General features: G+C 39.1%; 24 protein-coding genes. 13 read left to right on the forward strand and 11 right to left on the reverse strand.

What is annotated here, in order from left to right; all coding sequences use genetic code 11:
* Positions 1-15 precede the first annotated feature (15 nt).
* From FAX86_RS02045 to FAX86_RS02075, 7 genes are all read left to right on the forward strand, one after another.
* Complete coding sequence (locus tag FAX86_RS02045) at positions 16-588, forward strand: YajG family lipoprotein (protein ID WP_164503423.1); 573 nt, start codon at positions 16-18, stop codon at positions 586-588.
* Positions 589-923: 335 nt separating this feature from the next.
* On the forward strand, positions 924-1,664 hold the full coding sequence (locus FAX86_RS02050) for a TIGR04219 family outer membrane beta-barrel protein (RefSeq protein WP_144391668.1): 741 nt from the start codon (positions 924-926) through the stop codon (positions 1,662-1,664).
* A 70-nt stretch (positions 1,665-1,734) separates the two neighbouring features.
* The gene (locus FAX86_RS02055) at positions 1,735-2,619 is read left to right on the forward strand and encodes an ABC transporter ATP-binding protein (RefSeq protein WP_144391669.1); all 885 of its coding nucleotides are present in this window, start codon (positions 1,735-1,737) and stop codon (positions 2,617-2,619) included.
* A 2-nt stretch (positions 2,620-2,621) separates the two neighbouring features.
* The gene (locus FAX86_RS02060; protein WP_144391670.1) at positions 2,622-3,629 is read left to right on the forward strand and encodes an ABC transporter permease; all 1,008 of its coding nucleotides are present in this window, start codon (positions 2,622-2,624) and stop codon (positions 3,627-3,629) included.
* Between the two features lie 144 nt (positions 3,630-3,773).
* Positions 3,774-5,120, forward strand: coding sequence for an AmpG family muropeptide MFS transporter (locus FAX86_RS02065; RefSeq protein ID WP_144391671.1), 1,347 nt, complete (start codon positions 3,774-3,776; stop codon positions 5,118-5,120).
* A complete protein-coding gene (locus FAX86_RS02070) occupies positions 5,121-6,026 on the forward strand; it encodes a ketopantoate reductase family protein (protein WP_144391672.1) in 906 nt (301 codons plus the stop codon).
* A 121-nt stretch (positions 6,027-6,147) separates the two neighbouring features.
* Complete coding sequence (locus tag FAX86_RS02075; protein WP_164503424.1) at positions 6,148-7,887, forward strand: sensor histidine kinase; 1,740 nt, start codon at positions 6,148-6,150, stop codon at positions 7,885-7,887.
* Positions 7,888-7,945: 58 nt separating this feature from the next.
* Here the strand turns inward: FAX86_RS02075 and FAX86_RS02080 are convergent, their stop codons facing one another.
* The 4 genes from FAX86_RS02080 to FAX86_RS02095 form a co-directional block, all read right to left on the reverse strand.
* On the reverse strand, positions 7,946-8,533 hold the full coding sequence (locus FAX86_RS02080; RefSeq protein ID WP_144391674.1) for a hypothetical protein: 588 nt from the start codon (positions 8,531-8,533) through the stop codon (positions 7,946-7,948).
* Positions 8,534-8,566: 33 nt separating this feature from the next.
* Positions 8,567-9,145 (reverse strand): RNA polymerase sigma factor, encoded by a 579-nt coding sequence (locus tag FAX86_RS02085; protein ID WP_144391675.1) that lies wholly within the window; start codon positions 9,143-9,145, stop codon positions 8,567-8,569.
* A gap of 119 nt (positions 9,146-9,264) precedes the next feature.
* Positions 9,265-10,296, reverse strand: coding sequence for a zinc-binding dehydrogenase (locus FAX86_RS02090; RefSeq protein ID WP_144391676.1), 1,032 nt, complete (start codon positions 10,294-10,296; stop codon positions 9,265-9,267).
* 3 nt (positions 10,297-10,299) lie between these two features.
* Positions 10,300-11,181, reverse strand: coding sequence for an SEL1-like repeat protein (locus FAX86_RS02095; protein WP_144391677.1), 882 nt, complete (start codon positions 11,179-11,181; stop codon positions 10,300-10,302).
* Positions 11,182-11,583: 402 nt separating this feature from the next.
* Between FAX86_RS02095 and FAX86_RS02100 the strand changes: the two genes are divergently transcribed.
* The gene (locus FAX86_RS02100; RefSeq protein WP_144391678.1) at positions 11,584-11,916 is read left to right on the forward strand and encodes a hypothetical protein; all 333 of its coding nucleotides are present in this window, start codon (positions 11,584-11,586) and stop codon (positions 11,914-11,916) included.
* A gap of 52 nt (positions 11,917-11,968) precedes the next feature.
* On the opposite strand, the gene FAX86_RS02105 is transcribed toward FAX86_RS02100, so the two are convergent.
* Positions 11,969-14,371 carry a S9 family peptidase gene (locus FAX86_RS02105; protein ID WP_164503425.1) on the reverse strand — a complete coding sequence of 801 codons (2,403 nt, stop codon included), beginning with the start codon at positions 14,369-14,371 and terminating at the stop codon, positions 11,969-11,971.
* A 121-nt stretch (positions 14,372-14,492) separates the two neighbouring features.
* The gene (locus tag FAX86_RS02110) at positions 14,493-15,776 is read right to left on the reverse strand and encodes a response regulator (protein ID WP_144391680.1); all 1,284 of its coding nucleotides are present in this window, start codon (positions 15,774-15,776) and stop codon (positions 14,493-14,495) included.
* Between the two features lie 121 nt (positions 15,777-15,897).
* Between FAX86_RS02110 and FAX86_RS02115 the strand changes: the two genes are divergently transcribed.
* Entirely contained in the window at positions 15,898-16,806 is a 909-nt protein-coding gene (locus tag FAX86_RS02115) for a BPSS1780 family membrane protein (protein WP_144391681.1), read from the forward strand.
* Here FAX86_RS02115 and FAX86_RS02120 read toward each other — a convergent pair.
* Positions 16,793-17,479 carry an SDR family oxidoreductase gene (locus FAX86_RS02120; RefSeq protein ID WP_144391682.1) on the reverse strand — a complete coding sequence of 229 codons (687 nt, stop codon included), beginning with the start codon at positions 17,477-17,479 and terminating at the stop codon, positions 16,793-16,795. The genes FAX86_RS02115 and FAX86_RS02120 overlap by 14 nt on opposite strands.
* A 124-nt stretch (positions 17,480-17,603) precedes the next feature.
* Here FAX86_RS02120 and FAX86_RS02125 point away from each other — a divergent pair, with 124 nt between their 5' ends.
* Both FAX86_RS02125 and FAX86_RS02130 read left to right on the forward strand, forming a co-directional pair.
* On the forward strand, positions 17,604-18,497 hold the full coding sequence (locus FAX86_RS02125) for a DMT family transporter (protein WP_164503426.1): 894 nt from the start codon (positions 17,604-17,606) through the stop codon (positions 18,495-18,497).
* A 49-nt stretch (positions 18,498-18,546) separates the two neighbouring features.
* Positions 18,547-20,262 (forward strand): GGDEF domain-containing protein, encoded by a 1,716-nt coding sequence (locus FAX86_RS02130; protein ID WP_144391684.1) that lies wholly within the window; start codon positions 18,547-18,549, stop codon positions 20,260-20,262.
* Positions 20,263-20,266: 4 nt separating this feature from the next.
* On the opposite strand, the gene FAX86_RS02135 is transcribed toward FAX86_RS02130, so the two are convergent.
* The 4 genes from FAX86_RS02135 to FAX86_RS02150 all read right to left on the reverse strand — a co-directional run bounded on the left by FAX86_RS02135 (position 20,267) and on the right by FAX86_RS02150 (position 24,120).
* A complete protein-coding gene (locus FAX86_RS02135) occupies positions 20,267-20,992 on the reverse strand; it encodes a hypothetical protein (RefSeq protein WP_144391685.1) in 726 nt (241 codons plus the stop codon).
* 65 nt (positions 20,993-21,057) lie between these two features.
* Positions 21,058-22,767, reverse strand: coding sequence for a TIGR03545 family protein (locus FAX86_RS02140; RefSeq protein WP_144391686.1), 1,710 nt, complete (start codon positions 22,765-22,767; stop codon positions 21,058-21,060).
* A gap of 4 nt (positions 22,768-22,771) precedes the next feature.
* Positions 22,772-23,275: a TIGR03546 family protein gene (locus FAX86_RS02145; protein ID WP_144391687.1), complete on the reverse strand. Its 504-nt coding sequence runs from the start codon at positions 23,273-23,275 to the stop codon at positions 22,772-22,774.
* Positions 23,276-23,454: 179 nt separating this feature from the next.
* On the reverse strand, positions 23,455-24,120 hold the full coding sequence (locus FAX86_RS02150) for a TorF family putative porin (RefSeq protein WP_164503427.1): 666 nt from the start codon (positions 24,118-24,120) through the stop codon (positions 23,455-23,457).
* Positions 24,121-24,298: 178 nt separating this feature from the next.
* Here FAX86_RS02150 and egtB point away from each other — a divergent pair, with 178 nt between their 5' ends.
* Positions 24,299-25,546, forward strand: a complete 1,248-nt coding sequence (gene egtB, locus FAX86_RS02155) for an ergothioneine biosynthesis protein EgtB (RefSeq protein ID WP_144391689.1) — start codon at positions 24,299-24,301, stop codon at positions 25,544-25,546.
* A gap of 21 nt (positions 25,547-25,567) precedes the next feature.
* Positions 25,568-26,539 carry an L-histidine N(alpha)-methyltransferase gene (gene egtD, locus FAX86_RS02160; RefSeq protein ID WP_144391690.1) on the forward strand — a complete coding sequence of 324 codons (972 nt, stop codon included), beginning with the start codon at positions 25,568-25,570 and terminating at the stop codon, positions 26,537-26,539.
* Positions 26,540-26,558 lie beyond the last annotated feature (19 nt).

Below are 26,558 nucleotides of genomic sequence, written 5' to 3' on the forward strand. Positions count from 1 at the left end.
GGATTGGGAATGACTATGTTAAAAACGAATTACGTATTATTGGTATTGGGAATATTGACCCTTGGCCTTACTTCCTGTGCAAATCAACCAACTAACTATCAAGTTGATCCAGAAATTCAATTTTATGGCGCGCAAAAAGTTAACGATAAAACGGTTGCAATTCGCGTATTACCGCCTGAAGTTTCAACCGAGTCGAATAATGAATATGCGGTGATTAAACCCGACAACAACTTTGAAGATGCCATTAAAAACAACTTGATTGATGCGCTGATAAAACAAGGCTACAAAATAAGTTCTAACAAGTTTTTTACCGATTTTAACGTCGAACTAGACTTCACAAAGTTTAATGTTCGAGTGACCAAAGGCAGCATCAAACAAACCATCTCCGTTGATGGACAATTAGCTATTACCTTGAAGCGAAAACCTCATTCTATATCTAAATCATTTTCTCGATCGCAAGAGCTAACCGTTGCATTAAAGGCGAATCAAGCAGAAATTACAGGAGTTGCAAACGAAGTAGCCGGAAAGCTACTCCAAACAGCATTTAATGATAAGTCCGTTATATCCTTCATGAATAATATGCAATAAGCTTATATTGTCCCTCTCGGTGATAAAAACACAATATATGGAAAAAGCTTGCAGGGATCAGTGCCTGAACTACACTTTAAATAAGTCGAATTTGAAATGTCTGGTTTAAATTCGGCTTTTCAAACCCTCAACTTCCACAAGGCGCTTAGACTAGCGCCTTTTTTTTAATCTCATTTATCAACGAAATGAAGGATAACTCTACTTTTTTGAGACAAAAAGCTCGTTGGTCTGTAAAATTTAAACGATCGTCTTATTGGTTTTGTGCTACCAGTCAAGGATTTATAAACTACATTGGCTATTATTTGCCTAATAAATGATAAATAGAGAGAACCATTATGCGGAAACTCATACCTGCGATTGTAACAGCCTCACTACTTTCAACAACAGCGTCAGCAGATGTACTAGGAATTTACGCTGGAGTTGGCAATTGGAAACCTGATTTTTCAGGTAACATTGCTAATAACTCAGATACAAGCTTAAACATAGGATCCGATGTTGATGTCGATCGTGACAATCAAACTGGATTTTATCTGGCTTTCGAACATCCTCTTCCCGTTATACCTAACGTGATGATTACTCAACAAGATATGGCATCCTCAGGTTCTGGTACTTTCACTGGAACATTTGGTAATGAAACCTTCGCTGGTGACATTAATGCGGAAATGGATTTGTCTCATCAAGATTACACTCTGTATTATGAAATTCTAGATAACTGGGTCAATCTTGACTTAGGGTTAACCGCACGAAAATTTGATGGTTTTGCGGAAGTAACCGACGCAAACGATCCTGCAACATCAGATAGAGAATCTTTTGATTTCACACTACCCATGCTTTACGGTAAAGCACGGTTTGATCTGCCTTTCACTGGCTTAAGTGTCAGCGCCATATTGAACTACATCAGCGCAGGTGGAAACACAGTTTCAGACACTTCTTTAATTTTAGGTTATGAATCATCAATCGGTTTGGGTGTAGAAGGTGGTATTCGTACTTTTAACCTCGATGTCGATGACGAAGATGACTTCACCACGGATCTTGAATTTGATGGTGTCTTCATCAACTTAACCTATCATTTCTAGATAGCTAAAGAACGAACCTTTTAGACAATTAGACATTGTTGATGTGAGCATCAGTCATTACAATACTTAAATGACTGATGCTCTTATCGTAAATCAATTAACAAAATCTTTCGCCGATGTTAAAGCCGTTGCCGAAATATCATTTTGCGTTCCGAAAGGCACGTGTTTTGGATTACTCGGTCCTAACGGTGCAGGTAAAACAACCACTCTCGAAATACTTGAAGGTATTTTAGAAGCCGATTCAGGCTCCGTTGAGTTTCCACTCTTAAAATCCAAACAATCACTTCAATCACACATTGGCATTCAATTTCAAGAAACAGCATTACAAGATCATTTAAAAGTCAATGAAGCTTTAATTATGTTTGCTGATCTCTATGGAACACGGGCTAACATAGACAATCTGATTGAGTTGTGTTCTTTGAGGAGTTATTTAGATCGAGATACCAAAAAACTATCGGGTGGACAAAGACAACGACTATTACTTGCTCTAGCATTATTACATAATCCCGAAATCATATTTTTGGATGAACCAACTACCGGATTAGATCCTCAATCACGTCGAAACTTCTGGGAATTAGTGCAATCTATAAAGTCACACGGAAAAACATTAATCCTCACCACGCACTATATGGATGAAGCACACCAACTGTGCGATGAAATAGCGGTAATCGATAACGGAAAAATCATTGCTCAAGGCGTACCGTCTAAATTAATAGAACAAAATTTTGACGGCTCTCTTATCCGACTTCCCATCACTGCATTGAATAATGATCAGGAATTACCTTTTGAAAAGGTCGTTTATCATCAAGAACACTTCGAAATTGTTACAAAAAATATCGATGCCGACTTAAAAAAGCTACTCTCAAGTAATGTTTCACTCGATGGGCTCCACATACACACACCGAACCTGGAAGACTTATTTATTAAACTTACCGGGCATGAATTGAGAGCTTAACTATGTTTGTTATTAAACGCTTTATCGCAATCTTTATCGCTCGTAATAGAGAATTTTTCCGCGATAGAGCAGCACTCACATGGAACCTCGCTTTTCCAGTTTTGCTAATTGTTGGTTTCTCAATCGTATTTTCAGGTGATAGCCGAAATCAATTAAAAGTCGGATTACTCAATGAATCATCGGTTCCACAGAGTTTAAGCTCAATAAAATATACTGAGTTCCTGTTTTATCAAGACCAAAATGATGCACAAAATAAAGTGGCTCAACATCAACTCGATCTACTACTTGACTGGAAAAATAAAATTTATTGGATCAACGATACGTCACCCAATGGGTTTCTTGCTGAAAATGTCATTCAAAATCATACTCCAAAGCTAAAAAAGGAAAGTATTTCTGGGGAGCCTATACGATATATTGACTGGGTAATACCCGGAATTCTCGGAATGAATATTATGTTTAGTTGTTTATTCGGTGTTGGTTACGTCATAGTCCGTTATCGAAAAAGTGGAGTGTTAAAACGGCTGAATGCAACTCCTATCACTGCCTTTGAGTTTATTGCGGCACAAATTGTTTCTCGATTGATCATCGTCACATCAATTTCTGTTGTCATTTTTCTATCCACTTGGTGGACTATCGGCTTTATGGTAAAAGGCTCGCTGCTTCTACTCCTACTAATACTCGTATTAGGAACATTATGCCTGATAGCTCTCGGACTAATGATAGCTTCTCGCTCACAAAGTGAAGAGCTTACCGGAGGACTACTTAACTTTGCCTCCTGGCCGATGATGTTTCTATCAGGCGTTTGGTTTAGTCTGGAAGGATCTCCCGAGATTATTCAATTTATCGCGCAATGGCTCCCTTTAACTCACTTTGTTAATGCCACTCGAGCAATAATGACCGAAGGTGCCTCTTTTATGAGTGTGCTTGACAATATTTTGGCTTTAATATTAATGACTTCGATCTTTTTCATTTTAAGCGCATTTAGTTTTAATTGGGGTAAAAGTCGATAGCTCAAAAACCCAAAAGCAGAACTCCTGCCACAATCCAGACTCTATATATCACTAAGAAAGGGGAATTTCTGTAAATAGATTTAGTGATGCGATTTCCTCTTTGATATGCTATGCCAATAACAACTAACAACACCAAGGTTTTTCATGGCTGAGATTGCCACAAAAGCTTCAAAGTTTGTCCATTACTTTAAAGACAAACGCTTACTGACTATTTTTCTGTTAGGAGTATCGCAAGGCGTGCCATGGATAATCATTGGTTCCTCCATGAATGCCTGGTTACAAGAAAGCGGACTATCACGAACCTCTATCGGACTATTTGGACTTGTTTTCGCAGCTTATTCTATTAATTTTCTTTGGTCACCACTTGTCGATCGAATTTGGTTACCGTTTGTTGGCAATAAATTCGGCCGCCGTCGTAGTTGGATATTAATGATGCAATTGACGATCGCGTTAGCCTGTTTGGGAATTGCGCTAGCGGTTCCTCATGGACACCTTTATTGGGTTGCGTTATCCGCTGTTGTCATTGGTTTTTGCGCAGCAACTCATGACATCGCCGTAGACGGTTATCGAATTGATATTATTGATCGAACAGAAACAAATAAAGTCTCTGCAGCTTCTGCAATGATCACATCGGGATGGTGGACCGGTTACGCAGGGCTGGGAAGCTTAGCTTTTTTTGGCGCCGACGCTTTTGGATGGAATACCGTTTATCTTTTATTTCCGATACTGATGATAATCTTAGCGGGTATTACCTTATGGGCAAAAGAACCGGAAGAAAATGCAGAAGTAGAAGCCATTCATCATTTTGTCGCTTCCGGGCATTTTATTAAAGACTCAGTTAAATGGTTACAACAAACCATGATTCGACCAATTGCTGAATTCTTTCAGCGCAACTCCCTACGTGTTGGATTAAACCTTCTGCTGTTCATCTTTTTGTTTAAAATTGGTGAAGCGTATTTGGGTAGAATGTCTATCGTATTCTATAAAGAAATCGGGTTTTCAAATACTGATATTGGCTTTTATTCGAAGATAATGACCTGGTTGATAACCATTGGTTTCGCTTTTATTGGAAGTTACTTCGCCTTAAAAAAAGGCCTGGTAAAAAGTTTACTCATTGCCGGTATTGCAATGAGTGCCAGTAACCTTATGTTTTCATGGATTGCTTTAGCCGGTCCGGATAAAACCTTGTTTGCTGCAGCAGTCATTGTCGATGGCATCACTCAAGCATGGTCTACCGTAGTCTTTGTTTCTTTCTTATCAATGTTAACAGGCAAAGCATTTTCTGCATCACAATACGCATTAATGGCCTCTCTGGGGACACTTGGGAGAACATTAATCGGCTCCAGTGGCGGAGCCTTAGTTGACTGGCTAGCCGGTAATTGGGCATTTTTCTTTTTATTGACGGCGCTAATGGTAATTCCCAGTCTTGTCTTATTATGGTGGATTCGAGATGACATCAGTCAAATTGAAAGAAAGCATAAAGAACAGTAAATGACTAACACAACTCGCTCCGACTTTCATGTTTTGGGCCCAGGTGCTGTAGGTTGCCTATGGGCTTCGCATCTCATGCTTTCAGGATATTCGGTCAACTTAATTGCCAAACACACGCAAGCTACTCGACAATTAACTCTTATCACGAAGGGCGAGTCATCAAAAATTTCACTAGCGCAAACAACCGCAGAGCACTGCTCCGGAATTCAAAACCTTTTGGTTTGCGTTAAAGCTTATCAGTTAGAAGCGGCCTTAAAGTCCATAGAAACTTGCCTTGCTCCCAATGCAGTCATTTTGCTCATGCAAAACGGCATGGGAAATAAAGAAGTTTTTAACAATCTATTGCCCAAAAAACAATGCCTACTCGCCTCTAATTCTCACGGTGCCTACTTTAAAACAGCCAATGAACTCGTTTATGCCGGAAAAGGTCAACTAATAGTAGGCCCATCGACGCCAAGTTATCCCATCAAAGCATCTGTTCAATTTTGCCATCACTTAAACGTCGCTTTACCTGAAGTCATCTGGAACAACCGGATTGATCTCGTTTTATGGAAGAAAGTCGTGGTGAATGCCATTATCAATCCCCTTTCAGTTCTATATCAGTGCAAAAACGGTGAACTCATTTCAAATCCGGTTTACTTTAAACATGTCGAAAACCTCGTTAACGAATTGAAACCTTTACTCGAGAGCGTTCAGCCAGAACTGACGATAGACGACCTATTAAAAGAAGTCATCAAAATCGCTGAAAAAACCGCATCGAATTTCAGCTCAATGTATCAAGATGTCCAGCGACAAAGACCGACAGAAATAGAATCGATTACCGGATTTCTACTCTCAGAGAGTAAAAAACAGGGAATTGCCTTACCTGGACATAAGGAAATCTATTTAAAAATGGCGGCATTATAAGCAGTTACATATCTGACCACCTACCCAATGAAGAAAAAGTGAGAGAACCTCTTCACATTTTGCTACGCTTAAATTCAGTAGAATGCGTCGATTAACCATGTTTCCGGAGAAAGAAACAGCAATGACACTAAAAATCAAACTGACATTAATTGCACTTGGAATTGCAATTATTACTTCTGCAATTACTTGGCTAAATGGACAAAATACCGCTGCAGCCATCAAAAACACGCACGAATCAATCAAAATTGATGAAAGCAATCAAATTCAAAATCAAGCTCGATCCTTCTTTAATCAATTCCTATCTGCTAGCCGTGCAATAGACCAACAAGCCAACTTTATTGCCCAGCTTGGAGAGTTTGGCAACAAAGACTTAGTGGGATTATTAAATGCAACTTCTTCGAAGCTTTATGAATTCGCTGTGTATTCTGCCGATGACTCAACACTTTATCGTTTTAATAAGCCCTCTCAAGCTAATAAATACTATGGATTAGAAAATACAATTCTTAATCAAATAAAATCACCCAGCTTAAGAACCGCGATACATAACTACCAAGGTGAACATGCCTTGATTCAATCGAGTGGAATAGTGAAAGAAGAATTGGTCTCAGGCGTCATACTTTCAATTCTTCCTCTCAATCAAACGCTGGTGGATTATCTTGCACAATTAACCGGGGCAGACTTCAAGCTTTCAATCGGAAATAAATCTTATGTCTCGAATTCAGGCATTGATTTTTCGAAAGGTGAAGTCATCGAACTTCCTATTAAAACGAACGTGAATGTTTCTATTCTTTTTGTTAACTCATTAAAAACAGACAAGCTCATTGAAGAAGACACAAGTTACATAGGCACCTATGCAATTATTGGCATGATGGTTGGTCTCATTTTGCTAGTCTTCTTTATTTCTCAAAGCTATACCAATCAGGTTCAAAGCATGGCAAAAGCTTCCGAAGATGCCGAAAATGCTTTGCAGCTAGCTGCAGCACTCAAAAATTTAACACTTAATACTGAACTAAATAACTTGGTACAAAATATTACGGGATTAATTACTGAGCAGAATAATCAAAATAGGCAGTTGCAGAATAAAGCTAAACAATTAGAGCATTCTCTCAAGGACTTAAAAAGCGAGAAGAAAGCATTATTAGATGAGCGAGACAGCGCTGTAAAGGCACCGAAAACAAAATCAGAGTTCCTTTCTCGTATGGGTGATGAAATTACCACGCCTATGAAAACACTATCCAACATGTTGCACTTACTCAGCGAATATAAACTTGACGATGAACCGAAAGAATTACTCAATATTTCGCGACGATCAGCCAATACTTTGATCAACAATTTGAATAACATTCTCGACTTTTCCAAACTCGATGCCGGCCTGTTAAAATTGTACAAAGATAATTTTGAGGTCAAAAAATTACTCGAGGATATTGTAAAAGAGTATTCACCTCATGCAGATGCTAAAACATTAATTCTCACTTCAAAAATATCACACAATGTACCTGATACTATTTACAATGATCCAAAACGCGTAAAACAAATACTTAAAAATTTATTAGGTAATGCGATACGATTTACTAAAGATGGTGAAGTTTGTTTATTATGCGACCTTGTTACCGAGGAAGAAGGGCAAGAACACTTAAGATTTGCAGTGAAAGACTCAGGCGTTGGGATACCCGAAGAAGCTCAGAAAGGATTATTTGATTCGCTTGAACAAAGAACAAAGCTTACTAACAGCAGTTTTGCTGGACGGTTGAGGTTAATCGTCTCTAAAAAGTTAAGCGAGCTTATGGGCGGTACCATCGGTGTTGTAAGTGAGCAACAAAAAGGTTCTGAGTTCTGGTTTACTATTCAAACTAAAAAGTAATTCTGCCACTAATAATTGTGGAAATGATGTATTCATTTCCACAGGTTTGATTTCTAATTTACAAATCTGCAGTATCAAACTCTTTGAGCCGAAGCTCAGCTTCTTTTAATGCTCTTCGTTTACGATTTCCATACCACTTTGAAACAAAGACAGAAGCAACAACAACCAAAAGTCCCAACATATGATGAAAAATTGAATACTCCATTTTTTGAATAGTGGCAGCATCTTCAAAAAACTCGAAATAGATTGCCCATGCTAATAGAGCAAATCCAAAAAACGAGAGATAAATTACAGCAAAACGCGCGAGTTTAATACCTGCTTTTTCACGCTTAATGACATGTAAATACATGCCTCTAGTCGTTGACGGCATTTCCCACAAGTCTTTTCTTAAATAAAAATCAAAATAAACACCTATTAATGCAACGATAAATGCCAAGACAAACCAAACCTTAACGCTTAACAATTCTGCAGTTTGAAAGATATAAACAGCAAAGGGAATCATCGCGATTAATATGACGATATCAATGATCAAAATAAGTTTCATACGCATCGATAACCAACGCATATTCTTTTTCAACTCAGGAAGATGGGGCTCATGACTTTGCCAATCATTTTTCGCTTCTTCCCAATTAAATTCTTCACTCATACCTAATAAACCCTTAATGCGGCTCTACTGAGTTCATATCGATTCAACAGCTTGTTTAAGCGCTTTTTTTGCTCGGTTTAACCGTACACCTACATTGTTTACGGTAATACCCAGAACTTCAGCAATTTCATCATAACTTAACCCTTCCAACGCTAATCCGAGAATCTGTCGTTGTGCCAATGGCAACATTTGCATCCCCTTCACTAGACGCCCTTGCTTTCGATGAGCTTCAAGGGAGCCGGACGGACAATCGTCTCCTTTTAAAACGACGTCTTCTGTAGAGGTGCTTTTACCTTCTCTGACATGCTTCGCAACGTGACTGATAGCTCGATTATGAGCAATGGATAAAATGTAAGTCTTCAATGAACTTTTTTGATTGAATCGGGGTAAGGATCGCCAGATTGCAAAGGCTATGTCTTGCTGCAATTCCTCTTGCAATGCAGGAATCGCCTCATAAGACTGGACCACACGAGCGACGGCCGAGTGGTGCTGACGCCAAGCATCATTAAAAAGGCGTTCTTGCTCATTCATGCTGGTTATATTTTCCCCAAAAATACCGAGTTCGTAATGACGAATTGTGCTTGTTTGCTGAAAGTTCGATTGTAACGCCATACTCGGATTTCCCCAAATTATCAGACTCTATAGTCGATAAGGGAAACTATTTATTACACCGAATCGCTTCTTATTTATCCACGAAAATTTACGATGACGACACAACTTTTGATGTTGACTTAAATGGTAACGACGACTTTTCCCATTGACTTACCACTTCGCAAAAGTTCGAGTGCATCGGGGAGCGATTCAAAAGCAAAAGAACCGCCAACATGAGGTTTGGAAAGATTCATAGCCAAAGTTTGCTGCAAAATAAACTCGAGCAATTCTTGCTCCTGCCAAAGCCAAATCAGATTAAATCCCATCACCGATTTATTGTCTGAGATCATAGCTAAGGCATCGTATTTTGGGCGCGTTAGATAAAACCATGCAGCCTTGAGCCAATGGTTTCGTTTTTTTCCCGGCGTATATTGAGCTGCGCCAAAAGTAACCAAACGTCCCATCGGTGCTAATGCATCAAATGAAACTTTTTGAATGCTGCCGCCAATCGCATCCAGAACCAGATTTAATGCCCGACCACCGAGCTGTTCTGTTAATCGGTGCTTAAATTCTTTATCGCGCAGAACAATTTTTTCAAAACCTTGCGATTTTAACCAATCAGCTTTATCAGAATGACTGACGGTACCAATGGGACAAGCTCCAAAAGATTTAATCATCTTCAATGCCATGAGACCCACGCCTCCGGCTGCCGAATGCACTAATACATTTTGTCCTGTTTTTAAATTACCCAGTTCAAAGAGGGCGTACCAAGCGGTTAAAGCTTGAATTAAAAATGAAGCACCCTCTTCATGCGACCAATCATCAGGAAGTCTTGCACACTGACTCGCAGGTAAAATAATACGATCCGTATAAGCCCCGAATCGAGTTGCCGCCATAACTCTATCACCGGGCTTGAAACTCGTTACCTCGCGTCCGATACGCTTCACGACACCTGATATTTCAAGACCGGGCGTAAAAGGTTCATTTGGAGTTGCAGAGTATAATCCCGCTATCGCAAAAATATCGGCGAAATTTAATCCTATTGCTCGAACTTCAATCTCTAGATCATTATCGGACAGTGACGCTGATGAAAACTCACTTTCACGTAAATGAATTTCTTTCAGGCTTCCAGTGTTTTCTACCCACCAATATCGACGCTTATCAAGCCCCATGAACTAGGCATCCATTACTGGTTCATGTTGCTCATTTTCATCATTTTTGACGTCTTCACCTTTTTCTTTATCGTAGTCTTCATTTTCAGACCACTCAGGCACAGTTTCTCGCCAAGGCTTATTGCTCTCATAATTTTTCAAACGGTCGAGATAACCCTGACGAACCGCTCCTTTGACTTCCGATTTTAAGTTATCGATCGCCTGCTTTTGGTAATCAATAGCTTTCTTGAAATCGCCTGACTCAGCAAACGCGGCGGCCAATGTATCCAATAATACGGCAGAGTCTGGCGACCGTTTAATAAGAGGCTGCATAATTTTAACGGCTTGCATGCCATTTCTAAGTGAAGGGTTTGGGCTTGTTGAATAAATCCATGCAAGATTATTAATCGCTAACTTATGATTTGCAGCTGCCGCTTTTTTAAACCAATTTATAGCCGATGCTTGATCGTTATTTCGCTGCTTGTCTCCAAGATAATAAATACCCATGAGAAATTGAGCCTCAACGTCCTGTTCTCTGACCGCCAACTTAAGCCACTTGACTGCCGAATCTCCATCTCTCGCAATGTGTTTACCAAATAAATAAGCTTTTCCCAACTCCCTTTGTGCTCCGGTATGGCCGTTTGAAGCCGCTTCCTCGAGCCATTCATAGGCTTTCTCTGGCTGCTTTTCTCCAGCTAGACCTTTAATGTACAAATTCGCTAACAGCCATTGACTATCCAGATTCCCAGACTCAGCTCCAATTCGACACTTTTCGAGCGCAACTTTGTAGCTTTGTGCTTTGAAATGTTTTTTACATTGAGAAAGACTCGAGTGGTCATTCGGAGAATGACAACCCAATAAAACAACAGAAACAAATAAGATAAGGAACAGGAATTTCAACTTCATATAAAAGTATCTAATCTTTTAAATCACTCTGTAGTTTACCAGCTTTGAGCGCAATTCGCCTTTCACACGACCAATAAGAATGTAAGGATTTGTGCGAATTTTAAGCTTTTTCCTAAATTTTTTTCGCTTTCGACCCAAAATCTCACTTTTTTTACTCTATATTTGATTAGACGAATAGTGATCAAAGCCATTTGGGCGAACATTTGTTAACCGAAAAAGAGTTGTATACATCTATTTTTATTTTATCCATTTATCAATGAGATAAACCTATACAACCCAGCAAATCGACTGTTAAACACTCAATATCTCAAGCCAAGAATGGTCAAAATTGAGTAGTAGCTAGCAGTTTACTGATTATAATTTGCTATACTTAATCATCCAAGGACGAAGAGGACCCATTCCATGGACTACACCTTAACAAAAAACGATAAAGATTATATTTGGCAGGTAGTTCACCACGCGGCAGAATCCAACGGTGGTTACCATCATCTTTTTTCAACACCTCTAGAATTTTCGGAAAACTCCGATCGCGTGCAATTCAATTGGCCGATGTGGATGAGAGCGATAAAAGCTTATATCCAGAGTCGCTACGGTGAAGAAGCCGCAAAAATGTTGCTTCTGGATATATTGGCCGAGGTATATGACCCACAAAAATATCAGGCGTATTTAGAACGAGAACAAACCAAAAACGTCATCGATTCAAATTCCAACTTTCAATTCAAGCACAAAGCTTGATAACAATTTTACTAGCAGCTGTTATCAATTAATAACAGCTGCTTTTGCTCTCTTACTTAACGTTGTTTTCAAACAACAAAAATATCCTCGTGTACTCATCAAGCCAACTGCTGGGCGTTCTAAATCCATGAGGTTCAATTGGGTAAACTGCCATTTCAAATAATGGCGTTTTCTCTAATTCAATTAATCGTTGGACCAATCGAACCGAATCTTTGAAAAACACATTATCATCAACCATGCCATGTGCGATAAGTAATGGATCTTGCAACCCTTCAGCAAATTCTATTGGAGAACTTCGATTGTAAGCCTCAGGATCAACCTCTGGCGTATTCAAGATATTCGAAGTATAACCATGATTGTAACTCGACCAATCTGTCACTGGACGCAACGCTGCACCAGCAGCAAACTCACCAGGCGCTTTAAATAGTGACATAAAAGCCATAAAACCACCGTATGAGCCACCGTAAACTCCAACTTTATTAGGATTAACATTCGCGTTTTTAACAATCCATTGTTTACCATCCAATAAATCCTCTAATTCAGGCGTTCCCATTCTTTGGTATATTGCTGTTCGCCAATCTCTACCGTATCCTTTCGAAGCTCGATAATCCATATCAAGCACGACATACCCTTTTCTATTTAAAAACGTGTGAAACATAAATTCGCGAAAATAGCCGGACCATCCTTGATGTGCATTTTGTAAATATCCCGCGCCATGAACAAAAACCACCGCCGGATAAGCTTCCGAACGATTTGCATCAAAACTTTCGGGTAAGTATAAACGCGAGTAAATGGGTGCATCTGTATTGGAAGAAGGTACTTCGATAATCTGTGGTTTCGTCCAGTTAATAGATGAAAACTCTTCACTGACTGTTTGAGTTATTTGGCTAGGTTTACGATCTTTCAGCGACATAACATACAGCTCTGGTGGCTGTGTAAGAGTTGAATGCGTTACGACTAATTTTGATTCGTCTGGAGATAAAACATAATCATTATTTCCCCCCATATCCGTAACAGGCTCAATTTTTTCGGACTTTAAGTTGACTCGATAAACTTCATAAATGCCAGGGTGCTTTTTATTCGCGCGAAAATAAATGAACTCGTCATTTTGACTTACCGTTAAATCACTGACTTCAAAATTCCCATCGGTGATTTGTTCAGGGCTATCACCTCGACGTTTCAGATACAAATGCGCGTACCCGCTTTCTTCCGATATAAAATAAAACGTCTCATTGTCATTTAACCATCCCATTTGATTAAACGTCCAGTCGTTAACCCAAGCATCGTCTGTTAAACGATGTAAAGTGACTAATTCCTTTTTCTTAAAATTAACTCTAGCCAACCAACGATCTTTATTATCATAAGAAAAGACGTTTAAAGCTAAACGACTCCCATCGTTACTCCACACAACGCCATTGCCAAACCAGTTATGCAAATAAACGTGACGATTTGATTCTTCAGACTTAAATTTTTCACCTTTCGCTTTTGCTGTTGTTTCTTTTAGATTTTCAAGAGGATCATCATCAATACCATCAAGTTCATCAATGGACAGCGGTTGAGTTTCACCGGAATTCAAGTCAAGAATAAAAAAGGCCTCATTATCAGGCTGTTCTTGCCCAACTAATATTCTTACCGACTCATTTTCTACATAACCATCTTCCGTAACAAAACGAGGCATATTATCATTCTTACCACTGCCTGATTTTTCATCACTTGTCGCTGCAAAAATTCTTTGCCCATCGGGTGACAGAACCAAGTGTTTTAAAACCTGCTTATCACCCAAGTAAAACGTTTTAGCCGTCAAATATTGATTCGCTTTGTCGATGGCATCGGATCTATTTTTATTGAACTGCCGCTTGTCTTGCTCTTCTTTTATGTATTTAAATAAGCGACGTTGCTGTTGCCCCAGAAAATCATCAGGTTCTTGCCAGTCTTCAGGTTCACTATTTAACTCAACTTGAGCCAGCTGTGCCATTCGGCCGCTCGTCAAATCATATGCAAAAAATGCCATACCTCGACGAAAAGCAACTCTGCCATCGACTAAAAATAATACTTGTGATTCAGCGTCTAAAGTTTGCGTTACTGGCCGAACTTCATTTGAAGCCAAGTTCATAACGTACACGTCACCCTGATAGACATAGGCTGCCAAACTGCGATCTTGGTTATAAACACGCTGCGCAACCTCAGTAGAGTCTAACTGCTCAAGTGGTACAGGTGTCACTGATTGATTTTGAAGATTCAGTTGCATCAATTGCGTTGCTTGGTGCCCAGGAATTTTTTGCTGAAAAAAGACCGACTTTTGATCCTCTGCCCAATAAGGATTTTGTGGAGTCAATCCAATCCACTCTGGATCAGACATAATCTTTTTTAATGATATTTCAGGCGCCGAATTCGCGGCGGGTATCAGTAATCCAATAAATACGATGCTGATAAATATTCTTTTAAAGTAAGGCATCTTTATTCTCATTATCTTGGTCAAACGAGGCGTTAGAATATCACCAGATGAATCATGGCCCAAATTGAATGTGTGAAAAGCTCGGTTAACGAGGAAACTTGAGAATTAAAATATGGAATGATTAACTTAAAGAATGATAGATAACCTTATTTCGGCCACTGTTTTTCGCCTCATATACAGCCTGATCGGCAGCATTAAATAGCTCAAGAAAAGGTTTCTTTTGTCCTTTTTCCAATGAAGTAACTCCAAAACTGGCGGTAACCTTTAGCTTGCAAGGCATTAGAGCTTCAAGTTTTTGCCTGAAATCTTCCGCCTTCTCTTTTGCCGCTGCCGGAGAGCAATAAGGTAAGATAAATAAAAACTCCTCTCCCCCAAGCCTAATTGCCATATCTTCTTCACGACAATTGGTCTGCAATAACTCAGCCACTGCTTTTAACACACGATCGCCAACTTCATGTCCGTGATTGTCATTAATCGCTTTAAAATGATCAATATCGATTACCATTAAACTTAAATCAAAACCATGTCGATGTGCTTCAGCTAACTTACCTGGCACCATTTGAGTCAGAAAATGACGATTATAAAGCCCTGTCAATTGATCCGTCATCGCCAATTCTTTTAAACGATTTTGCTGTCGAATAACCCTATCTAGAAGCTTCTTTTGCTTAATCAAATTGCCAGCTCTAGCTCTGAGCTCTTGCTCAACGATCGGTTTTATTAAATAGTCGTTCGCTCCGGCCACCAAAACCTCAACTCTTTTTTCAACGCTCGACTCGCCAGACATCACCAAAATGGGTATCTGTTGCTTTTCGTCGGGCATGGATCGTATTTTCCTTACCACATCAAGCCCGGTTAAGTCTCCTTCTAAATAATAATCAGTAATTACCAAATCAAAAGATTCTCGTTCCATCCAGGCAATAGCCTCATTACCGTCAGCACAACTATCGCAAGTTGAGCCTGAGACTTTCATCATCGCAGTAATTAATTGCACCATGGTGCGATTATCTTCAATTAACAAAACATGACCGATTGCAGCCATTGCGTCGTCATCGGAATCGACGAGCTCCTTTATAATATTTTGAAGCGCATATGCATCCTTTCTTGATATAACTCGAGAAACACCGTTAGCAATCGCTTCGTTTAAAAATTCACGGGTATCCTCAGTGGTTAACAAAACAAACAGCAACTCCTTTCCTTGACTCACATTCGCCTGTTTCGCCAGCTCAATGCCTTTTCCATCCGGCAGTCGTGATGCACACAAAATCGCATGATATTCTCTTGATCTAATCTCAGAAAGAGCTTTTTCGTAAGAATCTACGACAAGTGAATCAAGTTTATACTCTCGCAACATGGCTTTGATAATTAACTGTTGAACCCTCGAGTGTTCGACAACTAAAACAGTCATTCAAATATCCTGATGTTAACTTTTAGTACCATTAGTATAGTTCATACGTTTAAACCTCAAACTTGCACTACAGGTGTGCAAAACTTAAACTACTCAATAATATGCGCGAAAGGTAATAGTAATGCCAGATTCCTCCGCTAATGAATCTCCATACTCAGCATCCACACCAAACGCTACTTCAGCAATTGAAAAGCCAATCATCAATCGACTGCCTGCAATCTCTGGTATTCATTGGTTTTTTGATGGCTTCAACCAGTTTTTCCAAGCTCCTTTAATCTGGACGGGCATTGGATTCATTAATATTCTACTTTTAATTGTTTCGTCACTGTTGGTTCTGATTCCAATTCTTGGCATTGCGATAACCCACTTATTCTACCCATTATTTATCGCAGGATTCATGCAGGCTGCGGCCAATCAAAAACAAGAAAACATTCAAGTATCCGACTACTTTTCAGGGTTTTCAAGTCAAACAAGTTCACTGTTTCTTTGTGGCGCCCTTTATTTTGCTATGCTAATTGTTGTAATGGTTATTACCTTTGTTTTCATGCTAGTGATTGACTTGGGACTTTCTTCTTATGCCAGCCAAAGCATATCTATATTAACGCCTAGAATATTAGAAAGCGTCATTGGTGGCTTAATATCGATTGGATTAATGTTACCTGTGATTATGGCAATATGGTTTGCTCCGGCATTAATTATTTTACATCACCACGATGCAATTGAAGCTATAAAGCTGAGCTTTGTAGCTTGCTATAGAAATTTTGTTCCTTATCTTGCTTATAGCTTGATCGCAACCCTTATCCTAGCTTTGTATTTTGGTATCCAGTTTTACTTTTTCGATTTTCCACACATTAGCTCACTTTTTAAGAAAGGCCCAGACTTCGAAATTCTCTACAAACTATTATCAATTGTCGGATTAAACCTGCTAATGGGTACATGGATTGCTCCCATTTTCTTCGCTGGAGTTTACAGCTCTTTCAATGACATTTTTAGCAATGGGCACCAAGAAAATCCAACTACCAAGGAATAAGTTTTCCCTGATAGTCAACAAAAGAGCCAGAATTTTCACTCTTGAGTGTATCGATCGTCTCAATCATACCTGAAACGCTTTGAGTTGCATTAATAAGACCATTAGGCCCACCCATATCCGTGCGAACCCAGCCAGGATGCATTGCGAGAGTCTTTATTTTATCAGCAAAGTCGATAGAGAATGATTTAATACAGGCGTTGAGTGCCGCTTTTGAAGAACGATAAATATAACTTCCTCCAGAACCATTATCTCCCATACTGCCCATTTTACTGGTGATGAAAATAACTTTGGGTTCAGCGGAATTTAGCAAAGCAGGCATCAATGAACGTGTAATAATTATTGGAGAGATAGCATTAACTAATAAAGTTTCCTGCCATTGTTCAATATCACAACTCTCAAAATTTTGCGGAGAACCGCCATAAATTCCAGCATTATTAATAAGTAAATCAATCGGAACGTTAGCCAGCGACTCTTTTAACGTCGATATTGATGACTGTGAACAAATATCGAGAGATTTAATTTCGACATTATCTTTCTCTGCTAATTGATTAAGTTCTTTAGCTTTGGTCACATCTCGACATGTTGCTATAACTTTAAATCCTTTTTCTGCATATTGACGGGAAAACTCTAATCCCAAACCTCGATTGGCACCGGTCACAAGTACTGTATTCATGATATCTCCTTTCAGGTAAAATTCATCGAGTTCGAAATCATAATACTAAAAATAATTAGCCAAACCAAAACTCTATGAAAATTTTCTTGGAATCCCGAATACCCCAAAAATGGACTTTTTAACGATGAAAAATAAAGCTTGGCTATTACTTTTTTTACTGTCTTTTATTTGGGGATCATCATTTTTTCTCATTAAACTTGGTCTTGAATTATTCACTCCTGTACAACTGGCCTTGCTCAGAATATTTATCGCAGGTATTTCACTTACCCCATTTCTGTTTAATATACCGGAAAAAAGTGTTTTACCTTGGAAAATATTGCTCCTAATTGGACTCATAGGAAATGTCATTCCTGCACTCCTGTTTGCTGCAGCACAGCAAACCGTACCTAGCGCAGTCGCAGGCATGTTAAATTCATTACAACCCATTTTTACCATGAGTATCGCATTTCTGGCATTTAAGCATAGCGTCCCACCGACGAAAGTCTGGGGAATCATTTTAGGATTTTTTGGCTCACTATTTCTGTTATTCAGCGAGTATGGCAACAACGACCTGTCTTCAATAATATCTAGCGGCTTACTAATTGTTCTTGCGACGTTTTGTTATGGCTTAGCAACGAATTTAATTCGACACTATTGTCATCATTTACCGCCATTAACAATTACATCGATATCGTTATCTATTTATCTCATCCCAAGCTTTATCGGGATTTTGCTCCTTAAGACTCCCGACACAATAACGATGGCGAACAATTCCTTTAAGCCTATTATTTCAGTCTTGCTACTGGGTTCAATGGGCACGGCTTTTGCCCTCGTGTTTTTTAATCAACTTATTCAACTTCGCGGTCCTCTTTTTGCTTCAACGGTCACCTATCTTATCCCAATCGTCGCTATACTATGGGGAGTACTAGATAATGAGCCATTGGGACTTCAACAATTAATCGGTATGATGATTATTTTTATCGGATTGAGATTGTCGAGCCGTCCAGAAGAGAAAAAGCGAGTACAAAGTACTCACTGAGATACTATATGCGACTGGTTTTAATTAATATTCAGCAAAGGTTGGGTCAATGAAATTTCTGAGTATTTTGGCTGTGCTACTGTATAGCGCGACGCTATTTTCGTCCGAAAATTCTCGCACAACGCCAATTATTTTGGACAACGACACCATATTAATCGACCACTTGCCTTCAAATACTTCCAGATTTTGGCGCATGTGTGACAGCCACGTCCATAACGCCGTTGCTCTACAATTTATGTGCGATCCAATCAAGAGCGCTCAAAGCACCCCCTCAAAAACAGAGCGAACACATATTTTTCAGTTGTCCTTCATTCTCGATGAAACGTTGAAGAATAGTTACCCAGGACTCTTGATCGAGGAAATTCCAGGAGCAGATGAACTTTATTTAAACGGAGAATTAGTTGCAACAACAGGTAACTTCCCTCCTCGATTTGAGAATGCCGCATTTTACAGCCGGTATTATTATTTGCCTCCAGAAATGCTCCAATACAACAAACCGAATACGCTTCAGCTACATATTTACTCACCGGGTAAAAAAACGAATATGGAGTATATGAGCACAATTTTTTACCCTTACAGCACAATTGAAATTAAAGCACAAACCAAAGATCTTCTATTTAGCTTCATTACTGCTGTCTTTTTTATGATCTTTATCGTTAAGTTGCATTATTTCATCAGGATCCCAGCTAGTCTTGATGCTCTCGCCTTGTCAGCATTTAGTTTACTGGCAGCATCCTTTGTATTTCTCAATCATCACATCATTCTCGCTCAGGGCTTTGATGCGAATAGCGTGTTACGCTGGAAAACAGTGGCATTTATCTTTGCCCAACTCGCGCTCAATGCTTACTTATTTCAAGCTTATGGACTTAAAAAGCATCAATTTAATCGAATTGTTGCGTCTTTCTACTTACTCTTTGGAATAAGCGTTTTAATTTGGCCATCAATCGATAACTTACAAGATTTTTTCAATTGGGCTAAGGTTACTGCGTTTGTTTCTCCAATTGTTATCATGATTTTATCCATGTTTCATAAAAGAGAGAGTAACAACCAATTACAAATCGTGTTGTCTTCAGCCCTCGGAATTTACTTAGTGCTACTCGCCTTTGATATTACTCGATATTCTTGGTTAACCATTATCGACTATCGAGAAAACTCTGCTCTCATCTATGCCCTACTATCACTCGCATTAGCTTCAAGTTTTGTATCGACTGAAAAATATTGGCAGTTTTTCAAAGGAGCAACGTACGACCATTTAACAGGTACGCTCTTGAAACCCTCGTTTCTAAGACGTTTGTCTGAAGAGATGCAGCGTTGCCGTCGTAGTGAGTTTTGTCTGCTAGTTGCCGTCATCGATATCGATCAATTTAGAATGATCAATCAAAATTACGGACATGAAGTGGGCGATAAAACGTTGGTGATAATATCAGCGACACTAACCCGAGCTTTACGCCAATTTGACCTGATTTGTCGACTTAACGATGATGAGTTTTGCGTCGCTGTCACACTTCCTAATGGCGAAAATACTCGCGCGTTTTTGCAAAGGTTACATGATGAAATTAATAACGCATCGGTAACATTAGATAACAATGAAAAACTAAACTTGAAAGCGACAACTGGAGCAGTTATTTACAACGCAGAACGCCATGAAGCTCCAGAGATGCTATTACTCGACGCTGAACACTCGGTCACAGAAGCAAAAATGAGACAAAGAGGTAGTATTCACTGGTTTGATACAGAAAATCCACCTCTGCAATTCATTTTTTAAATATTTATTGACTACCGCAGTGTGAGCTGGCGTTTTTGTCGTACTCAATCATTTCAATATTCTCAGGATCAATTAAGCGAAGAATAAGTGGGTTCGACACTGTCGAAAAAAATCTGAAACCAAGTAATGCGCTCGATTTTCTCGAAATATCAGAACTCGTGCGAGAATCAATATCACGGACAACCGCTAAAGATGGATAGGTTTCTTTAAGACTCTTTTTAATCACACGATATTTACTCGCATCGGCAGGTCTTAAGTGAGGAGCCATAACATTATATTGCTTTTCTATGCGAACCACTCTTAACAAACCTCTTTGACCTGCATCAGCTACGGCCCTGAAGGTTACAAAGAGTTGGTAGTCTCCGTCGTGGACAACTTCTCCCGTTAAAGCCAAAGAAGAACAAATAGCTCGAGCCTGCTTTAATTTATCGAGAACTTTTTTATCGAACTGTTGTTTACGAATGATAAATGGAGCTAAATCCTTTAACAGATCTTTGCTGGCTACAATAGACTCATTGTAGTCGTAATAGAGTTCATTTATGTTTCTTCCCGAGAGTTCGTTTTCGATAAAACGCCTATCTTCATAACTTAAAACGACTTCCTTCCATTCAACATTTAAGTTTTCAACATTGGTTCCTATACAAATTCCATCGAGACACAAATCGTCTGCTCTGGTTTTTAAAGGAACCAACAAAAGAATGATTAAAAGAAAGTTCCAAAAATTGCGCATTCGATACTCCAATGTCTCACTCGAGTTAGGCAATATCAATGGTATTCTTGGGAATCTCGACAAGCCTAATTTAGTTTGTCTAATAAATTAACTTTATCAGCAATAACTTGTTTATAATTTGTGAGACTGGCAAGCTTTTGCTCTATCTTCTCACGCTGCCCTTGCACCTGTGATTGAATTTGTTGCTTAACTTCGGATTTAAGTTTTTCAGCTTTAGCCTGAAGCTCTTCTCTGATTTTAGCAAAAAATAGCTCATCAAGGTTACTAGTAACCGAAAATTCAACGTCTTTTTGTTGCTGCATAACAGCAATATTCAGCTCGATGTTCTCAGCTGATCGTACCACTTCAACAAGGTGATTAAATGTTGAGCTTGAGCTCTTTTCATCTAATTGAACATCATAATCTGATAAACGAATTGTCGATGTCAATTCTGTTTTTTCCTTTCCTGCTCTTAATTCCATTTGGATATTAGCGGACGCATCGCGAATAGTTAAAGCACTGCTAGCGGCTCGCCAATTCTCAACCGGCCAGTTACTTACTGAAAAGTTTGCATTGATAGGCGATGTGCTTTGCTTATTCGCAACAACTGAAAAATTAAACTGACCTGAGGCTTCTTTTTGTTGCGATGCATTAGGTATTACGAAGTTTAACTCTCCACTCATTGGATTACCTGGAATCAAGCGATTGGCCAAATTAAAAGCTTTTCCATTTACACGACCAACCATGGAATCATAATTTAATGTTCCAGATACGTCAGCTTTCTTCACCCAAAATGAAGGGCGTACTGGTTCATTGCCAAAAGGAATATCAATGCCTTCTCTTGGTGCAGGCTTTTTGACTTCTTCTTTTGATGATGGAGTCGCCAATTTCTTGATGACATCCGTGTTGTCTAATACAAGCTCAACCCAGCCCGCAGCGCCTTCTCCAAGAAAACTAGCCGCTATATGCTTCATTCCCTCAGGTGTTAAATTAACAATCGACATGGCCAAGTCGGTATCTTTATCGACTTGCTTCTGGAGCAACTTCCAGTCTTCTTTTATACTATCGATATCGGACTCAACTTGCTTTTTAAAATCCGTTATTTGCTGCTTGTCTTTCTTTATTTTACTGGTCAACTGCTTTAATTCTTTTGATATTTTTATTTTCTCTAGAGTATTAGCGCTTTTAAACTCTTCTTTTAACTGTTGATAATCTTGTTTATGTTTATTTAACTTTTCTTCGTCAGGTAACTGACTTGCCGCCGTTTCCCATGAGCTTCTCATTTGGCTGACTTTATCAGAAAACTGTTGATACAATTCTGGAGAGCGTATATCAACTTTTTTCAAAATGTCATTAGGATCAACCGACTTTGACTTCTCTACAATAGTCTCAGGCCAACTCCAACTCGAATCTCCCTGAGAATTCTTTTTATACAATGAAGCTTTTTGAACTCGCTCTTGATTCAATGCGATTGATTTTAATGACAGTTCATCAACATGAAAATTGCCTTTAAGTAACTCTTGAATAGATAGATCAAATTTAAGAAGCTCGAGCTGTAACCGATTTCGCATCAAGTCGTCTGGATCGGCAATTTCTATATTGTCGAGCTGCAAACTGCCATCGAGCCATCCTAATTGAGAACCACTTAATGAGACTGTTGCTCCATTAACTTTTGAGCCGCCAGACTCAACAGCATCAGAAATCCAGTCATTAACAAAAAACGTGATAAGAATCCAAGCTAACAATCCAAATACAGCAACGATAGCTATTCCTGATAACCTAAATAGTTTCATCATTAACTCATGCCATTGATTGATAAATTTGATATAACTTTGTTGCTTTAAGCATTCTAACTAAATACAGCTTTTCAACTCGTTCTTTTAAATAGTTCCGATATAAAACAACTAGTTTTTTTGAGCCCCAGTAAAGAGGAATAAGCAACACTACGCCGACAATTAAGGAAGATAAAGCCAATGTATTATTTAATGCCAGACTTTGTCCAACAGATGAAGTTGTCACAGTCGTCCAAAAAGTCTCGAGTTGTGGATTCTGTAATAACCATAGACCGATAGCATTAAATAATGGATCAAGTAACCAGGCTAATAGCGGAAATAAAATACTAAACAAAATAAACATGGATAGATTCACTCTTAAAAATGCGACCAAAAGTAAAATCACCCATTTAGCAGCACTAAATAGAGGTAGCATGGCAAAGATAAAAGCCAGAGCGATGGCCCAGCCAACGGCACTAGGAGACTCTTCTGAGTTCAACACTTTTAAAAATTTGGCTATCAAATTTAACATTAAAGGTCCCCTTTATGGTATTCAGCGCGCCGTTATCATGATATCCAGTTATATAATAAAACTCACTCATTGATTAGTAGAGTAAACTTATTTTACAAGAGTTCAAAATATTTTTGCAGATAAAGAAAAAGGAGCCAAAGCTCCTTTTTCTTTATCGAATGTAATCAGTATAGCAATATTTAAAATTGATAACTCGCATTCACAAAAATTCGACTATCGCCATTATCAAAATTATCAAGGTCAGTATCACTAAAAGACAGCTTCATCTCGATCTCACCAATATTTGTCCACGCATCAAATCCGAAGACGGAGTAGCTTTCTAGAAGTCCATCTAAAGAATAATGACCTACATAAGCTGCAGTTTTGATCACATCGTGTAATGGTAAATTGAATCTCCCTTCAACATAAGTGCCCGCTTCGTCCAATCCAAAGTAATCATTGGTATGACCAAATAATAAAGTAATAAAATCTTTGTAAGTCAAAGAAGCATTCACTTCGGCATAATCGGAATCGCCACCTTCTTCATCCGTAAAAATCGAGTAAACGACCTCACCTTCATAAGTAAAATCCTTATTTATTCGGCCACGATAACCACCCGCGAATTCGACTTCCAAATTACCACCAGCTCGAGATTCTACCTCTGAGACGAATCCTCTAACAAACCATCCTTTTTGAGGCCGAAATTCAAAAGCTGCATTTACAGCGGGATCTTCGCCAGATTCACTCAAGCCACGATAAACATACTCACTGGCAACGCCAACACTCAAATCAAAGGGCTCAGAAATCGCCCATGGTGAAACAACAATAAGAGCGCTTCCGAGTGATGCGCTTAATAATTTATTCATTTTTTCATGCTCCATCAATTTTTTAAGCAAATTGCGTTTACTATTGTAACGAAAGCGACGCATAAAGGGTCTAATCTGAGTCGCAAAATTGTAATTTGATTTAACAGATAGTAACTCATAACGAGAGTTGCATTTATTTGAGTAGACGATATGCTAGGACGAAACAATACGGTTTCCTATGACTGAACAACAGCCAGCGCTATCGAAGCAGCAGATAATTCAGAATTTTGAAAAGTCACGTTTAGACAGTGAAGCCTTGTGTGATCCTCTTGAAATTGAAGATTACGGTTTGCAAGCAATTGCAGAAACAAGTCCTGCAAAATGGCACATCGCGCATACCAGCTGGTTTTATGAAACCTTTATTTTAAGACCTTATTCCCAGTCTTATATCCCCTTCGACGACAGCTATGAGCATTTATTCAACTCTTATTATAATACTGTAGGACAACCATTTCTGAGGCCCAAAAGAGGGTTACTTTCTCGTCCAACCGTCAATCAAATATTCAATTATCGGCAACATATAACTGAAAAAGTTCTAAACCTGCTGGACAATACCCATCACCCTGAATATTCGACTATTTTAGAGCGTGTAACCTTGGGAATTCAGCACGAAAAACAACACCAAGAGTTGTTTTTAACGGATCTCAAGTACAATTTTTTTCAAAATCCTTTACTACCAGCTTACCAGCCTATCGAAACTAAACCATCTGAAAAGCAATCTCAAAGTTGGGTTAGCCAGGACGAAGGTCTGGTGGATATCGGATTTAATGAAACAGGTTTTTGCTTCGACAATGAATTGCCCTGTCACAAAGTGTATTTAGAAAAATACGATATTGCTAAACATCCCGTTTCAAATGAAGCTTATCTCAGCTTTGTTTCAGATAGAGCTTACAAAAATCCTTTGCTGTGGTTATCGGATGGCTGGACATGGATTAACCAGAATAAAGTTCAACACCCTTTATACTGGTTAAGTAATAAAGAAGGCTGGAATGAATTCACCCTGTCAGGTCTTCAGCCATTAGATCTAAATGCTCCGGTATGCCACTTGAATTATTTTGAAGCAGATGCTTTTGCACGTTGGGCCGGTTATAGATTACCAACAGAATTCGAATGGGAGCATTACGCTCGAAAGCATAAAAATCAGCTCGTTGAATCAATGTCCAAAAACTTGCAACCTATTGCGACATCAAGTGGCGCATTATTTAATCAGATTTGGCAATGGACTCAATCAAACTACACCCAGTACCCAGGCTTCAAACCGGCAGCTGGTGCAATTGGTGAATACAATGGCAAATTTATGTGCAACCAGTTTGTCTTGAGGGGCGGCAGTTGCTTCTCACCTGAAAATCACATCCGCATATCTTATCGAAACTTTTTTTACCCAGCCGATCGTTGGCAAATGTCAGGAATTCGACTCGCCAAATAGTGCGAGCACTGAAGGTGACTTATGAATCAAGCAATTAAAAAAGAACGAATCTACTATTATGAGCAGCATAAAGTTGTTGACTCAATGTCTGACGACGTCCACCAGGGATTTTCGGCGACCCCTAAAAAATTATCGCCAAAATATTTTTACGACCAACGCGGTTCACAGCTGTTTGATGAAATCACTGAACTGCCTGAATACTATCCAACACGTACAGAGATCAGTTTACTCAAAAAGCATGCAGGAGAATTTTCTGAACTGCTGGGTGAAAACAGCATCCTTTTTGAGCTGGGTAGTGGCAGCAGCTTAAAAATTCGAATTTTACTGGAAGCTCTTCGCCCCAGTGTCTATGTTCCGATGGATATTTCCAAAGCTCATCTAATTGAGTCATCGCAACGATTGGCAGAGGATTACCCATGGCTTGAGGTCCACGCAAATCGAGTCGATTACAGCCAAGACTGGGAAGTGCCAGACTTCGGACCAGGAAGATACAATGCATTCTTCCCGGGTTCCAGTATTGGAAACTTCGATCCCAAAGATGCGTGCCGGTTACTTGAGCAAGTTGCAAAGCTTGTAGGTAATAAAGGCGGCTTGCTAATTGGCGTCGACCTGAAGAAAGAAAAATCCGTGTTAGAAGATGCTTACAATGATTCAGCTGGCGTCACAGCACAATTTAACCTGAACCTGCTTCATCATATTAACCATCAAATGAATTCAGAAATTGATCCTGAAACCTTCTCACATAAAGCAATTTATAATGACCGAGTCGGTAGAATTGAAATGCATTTGGTGAGTAACAAAGAACAAAGCATACAAATAGAAGATCAAACCTATCGATTTAACAAAGGCGAATCCATTCATACGGAAAGCTCATACAAGTACTCTGTTGAAGAATTTCACCATCTCGTAAAACAAGCGGGATTTGATCCTGTAAAAGTTTGGACCGATGAACAAAACTTGTTCAGCATCCATTATCTGCAAGTTAACAAATAGTTCGAACAAATAAGCAATG

The sequence above is a fragment of the Pleionea sediminis genome (genome assembly GCF_007570825.1).
Lineage (GTDB): Bacteria > Pseudomonadota > Gammaproteobacteria > Enterobacterales > Kangiellaceae > Pleionea > Pleionea sediminis.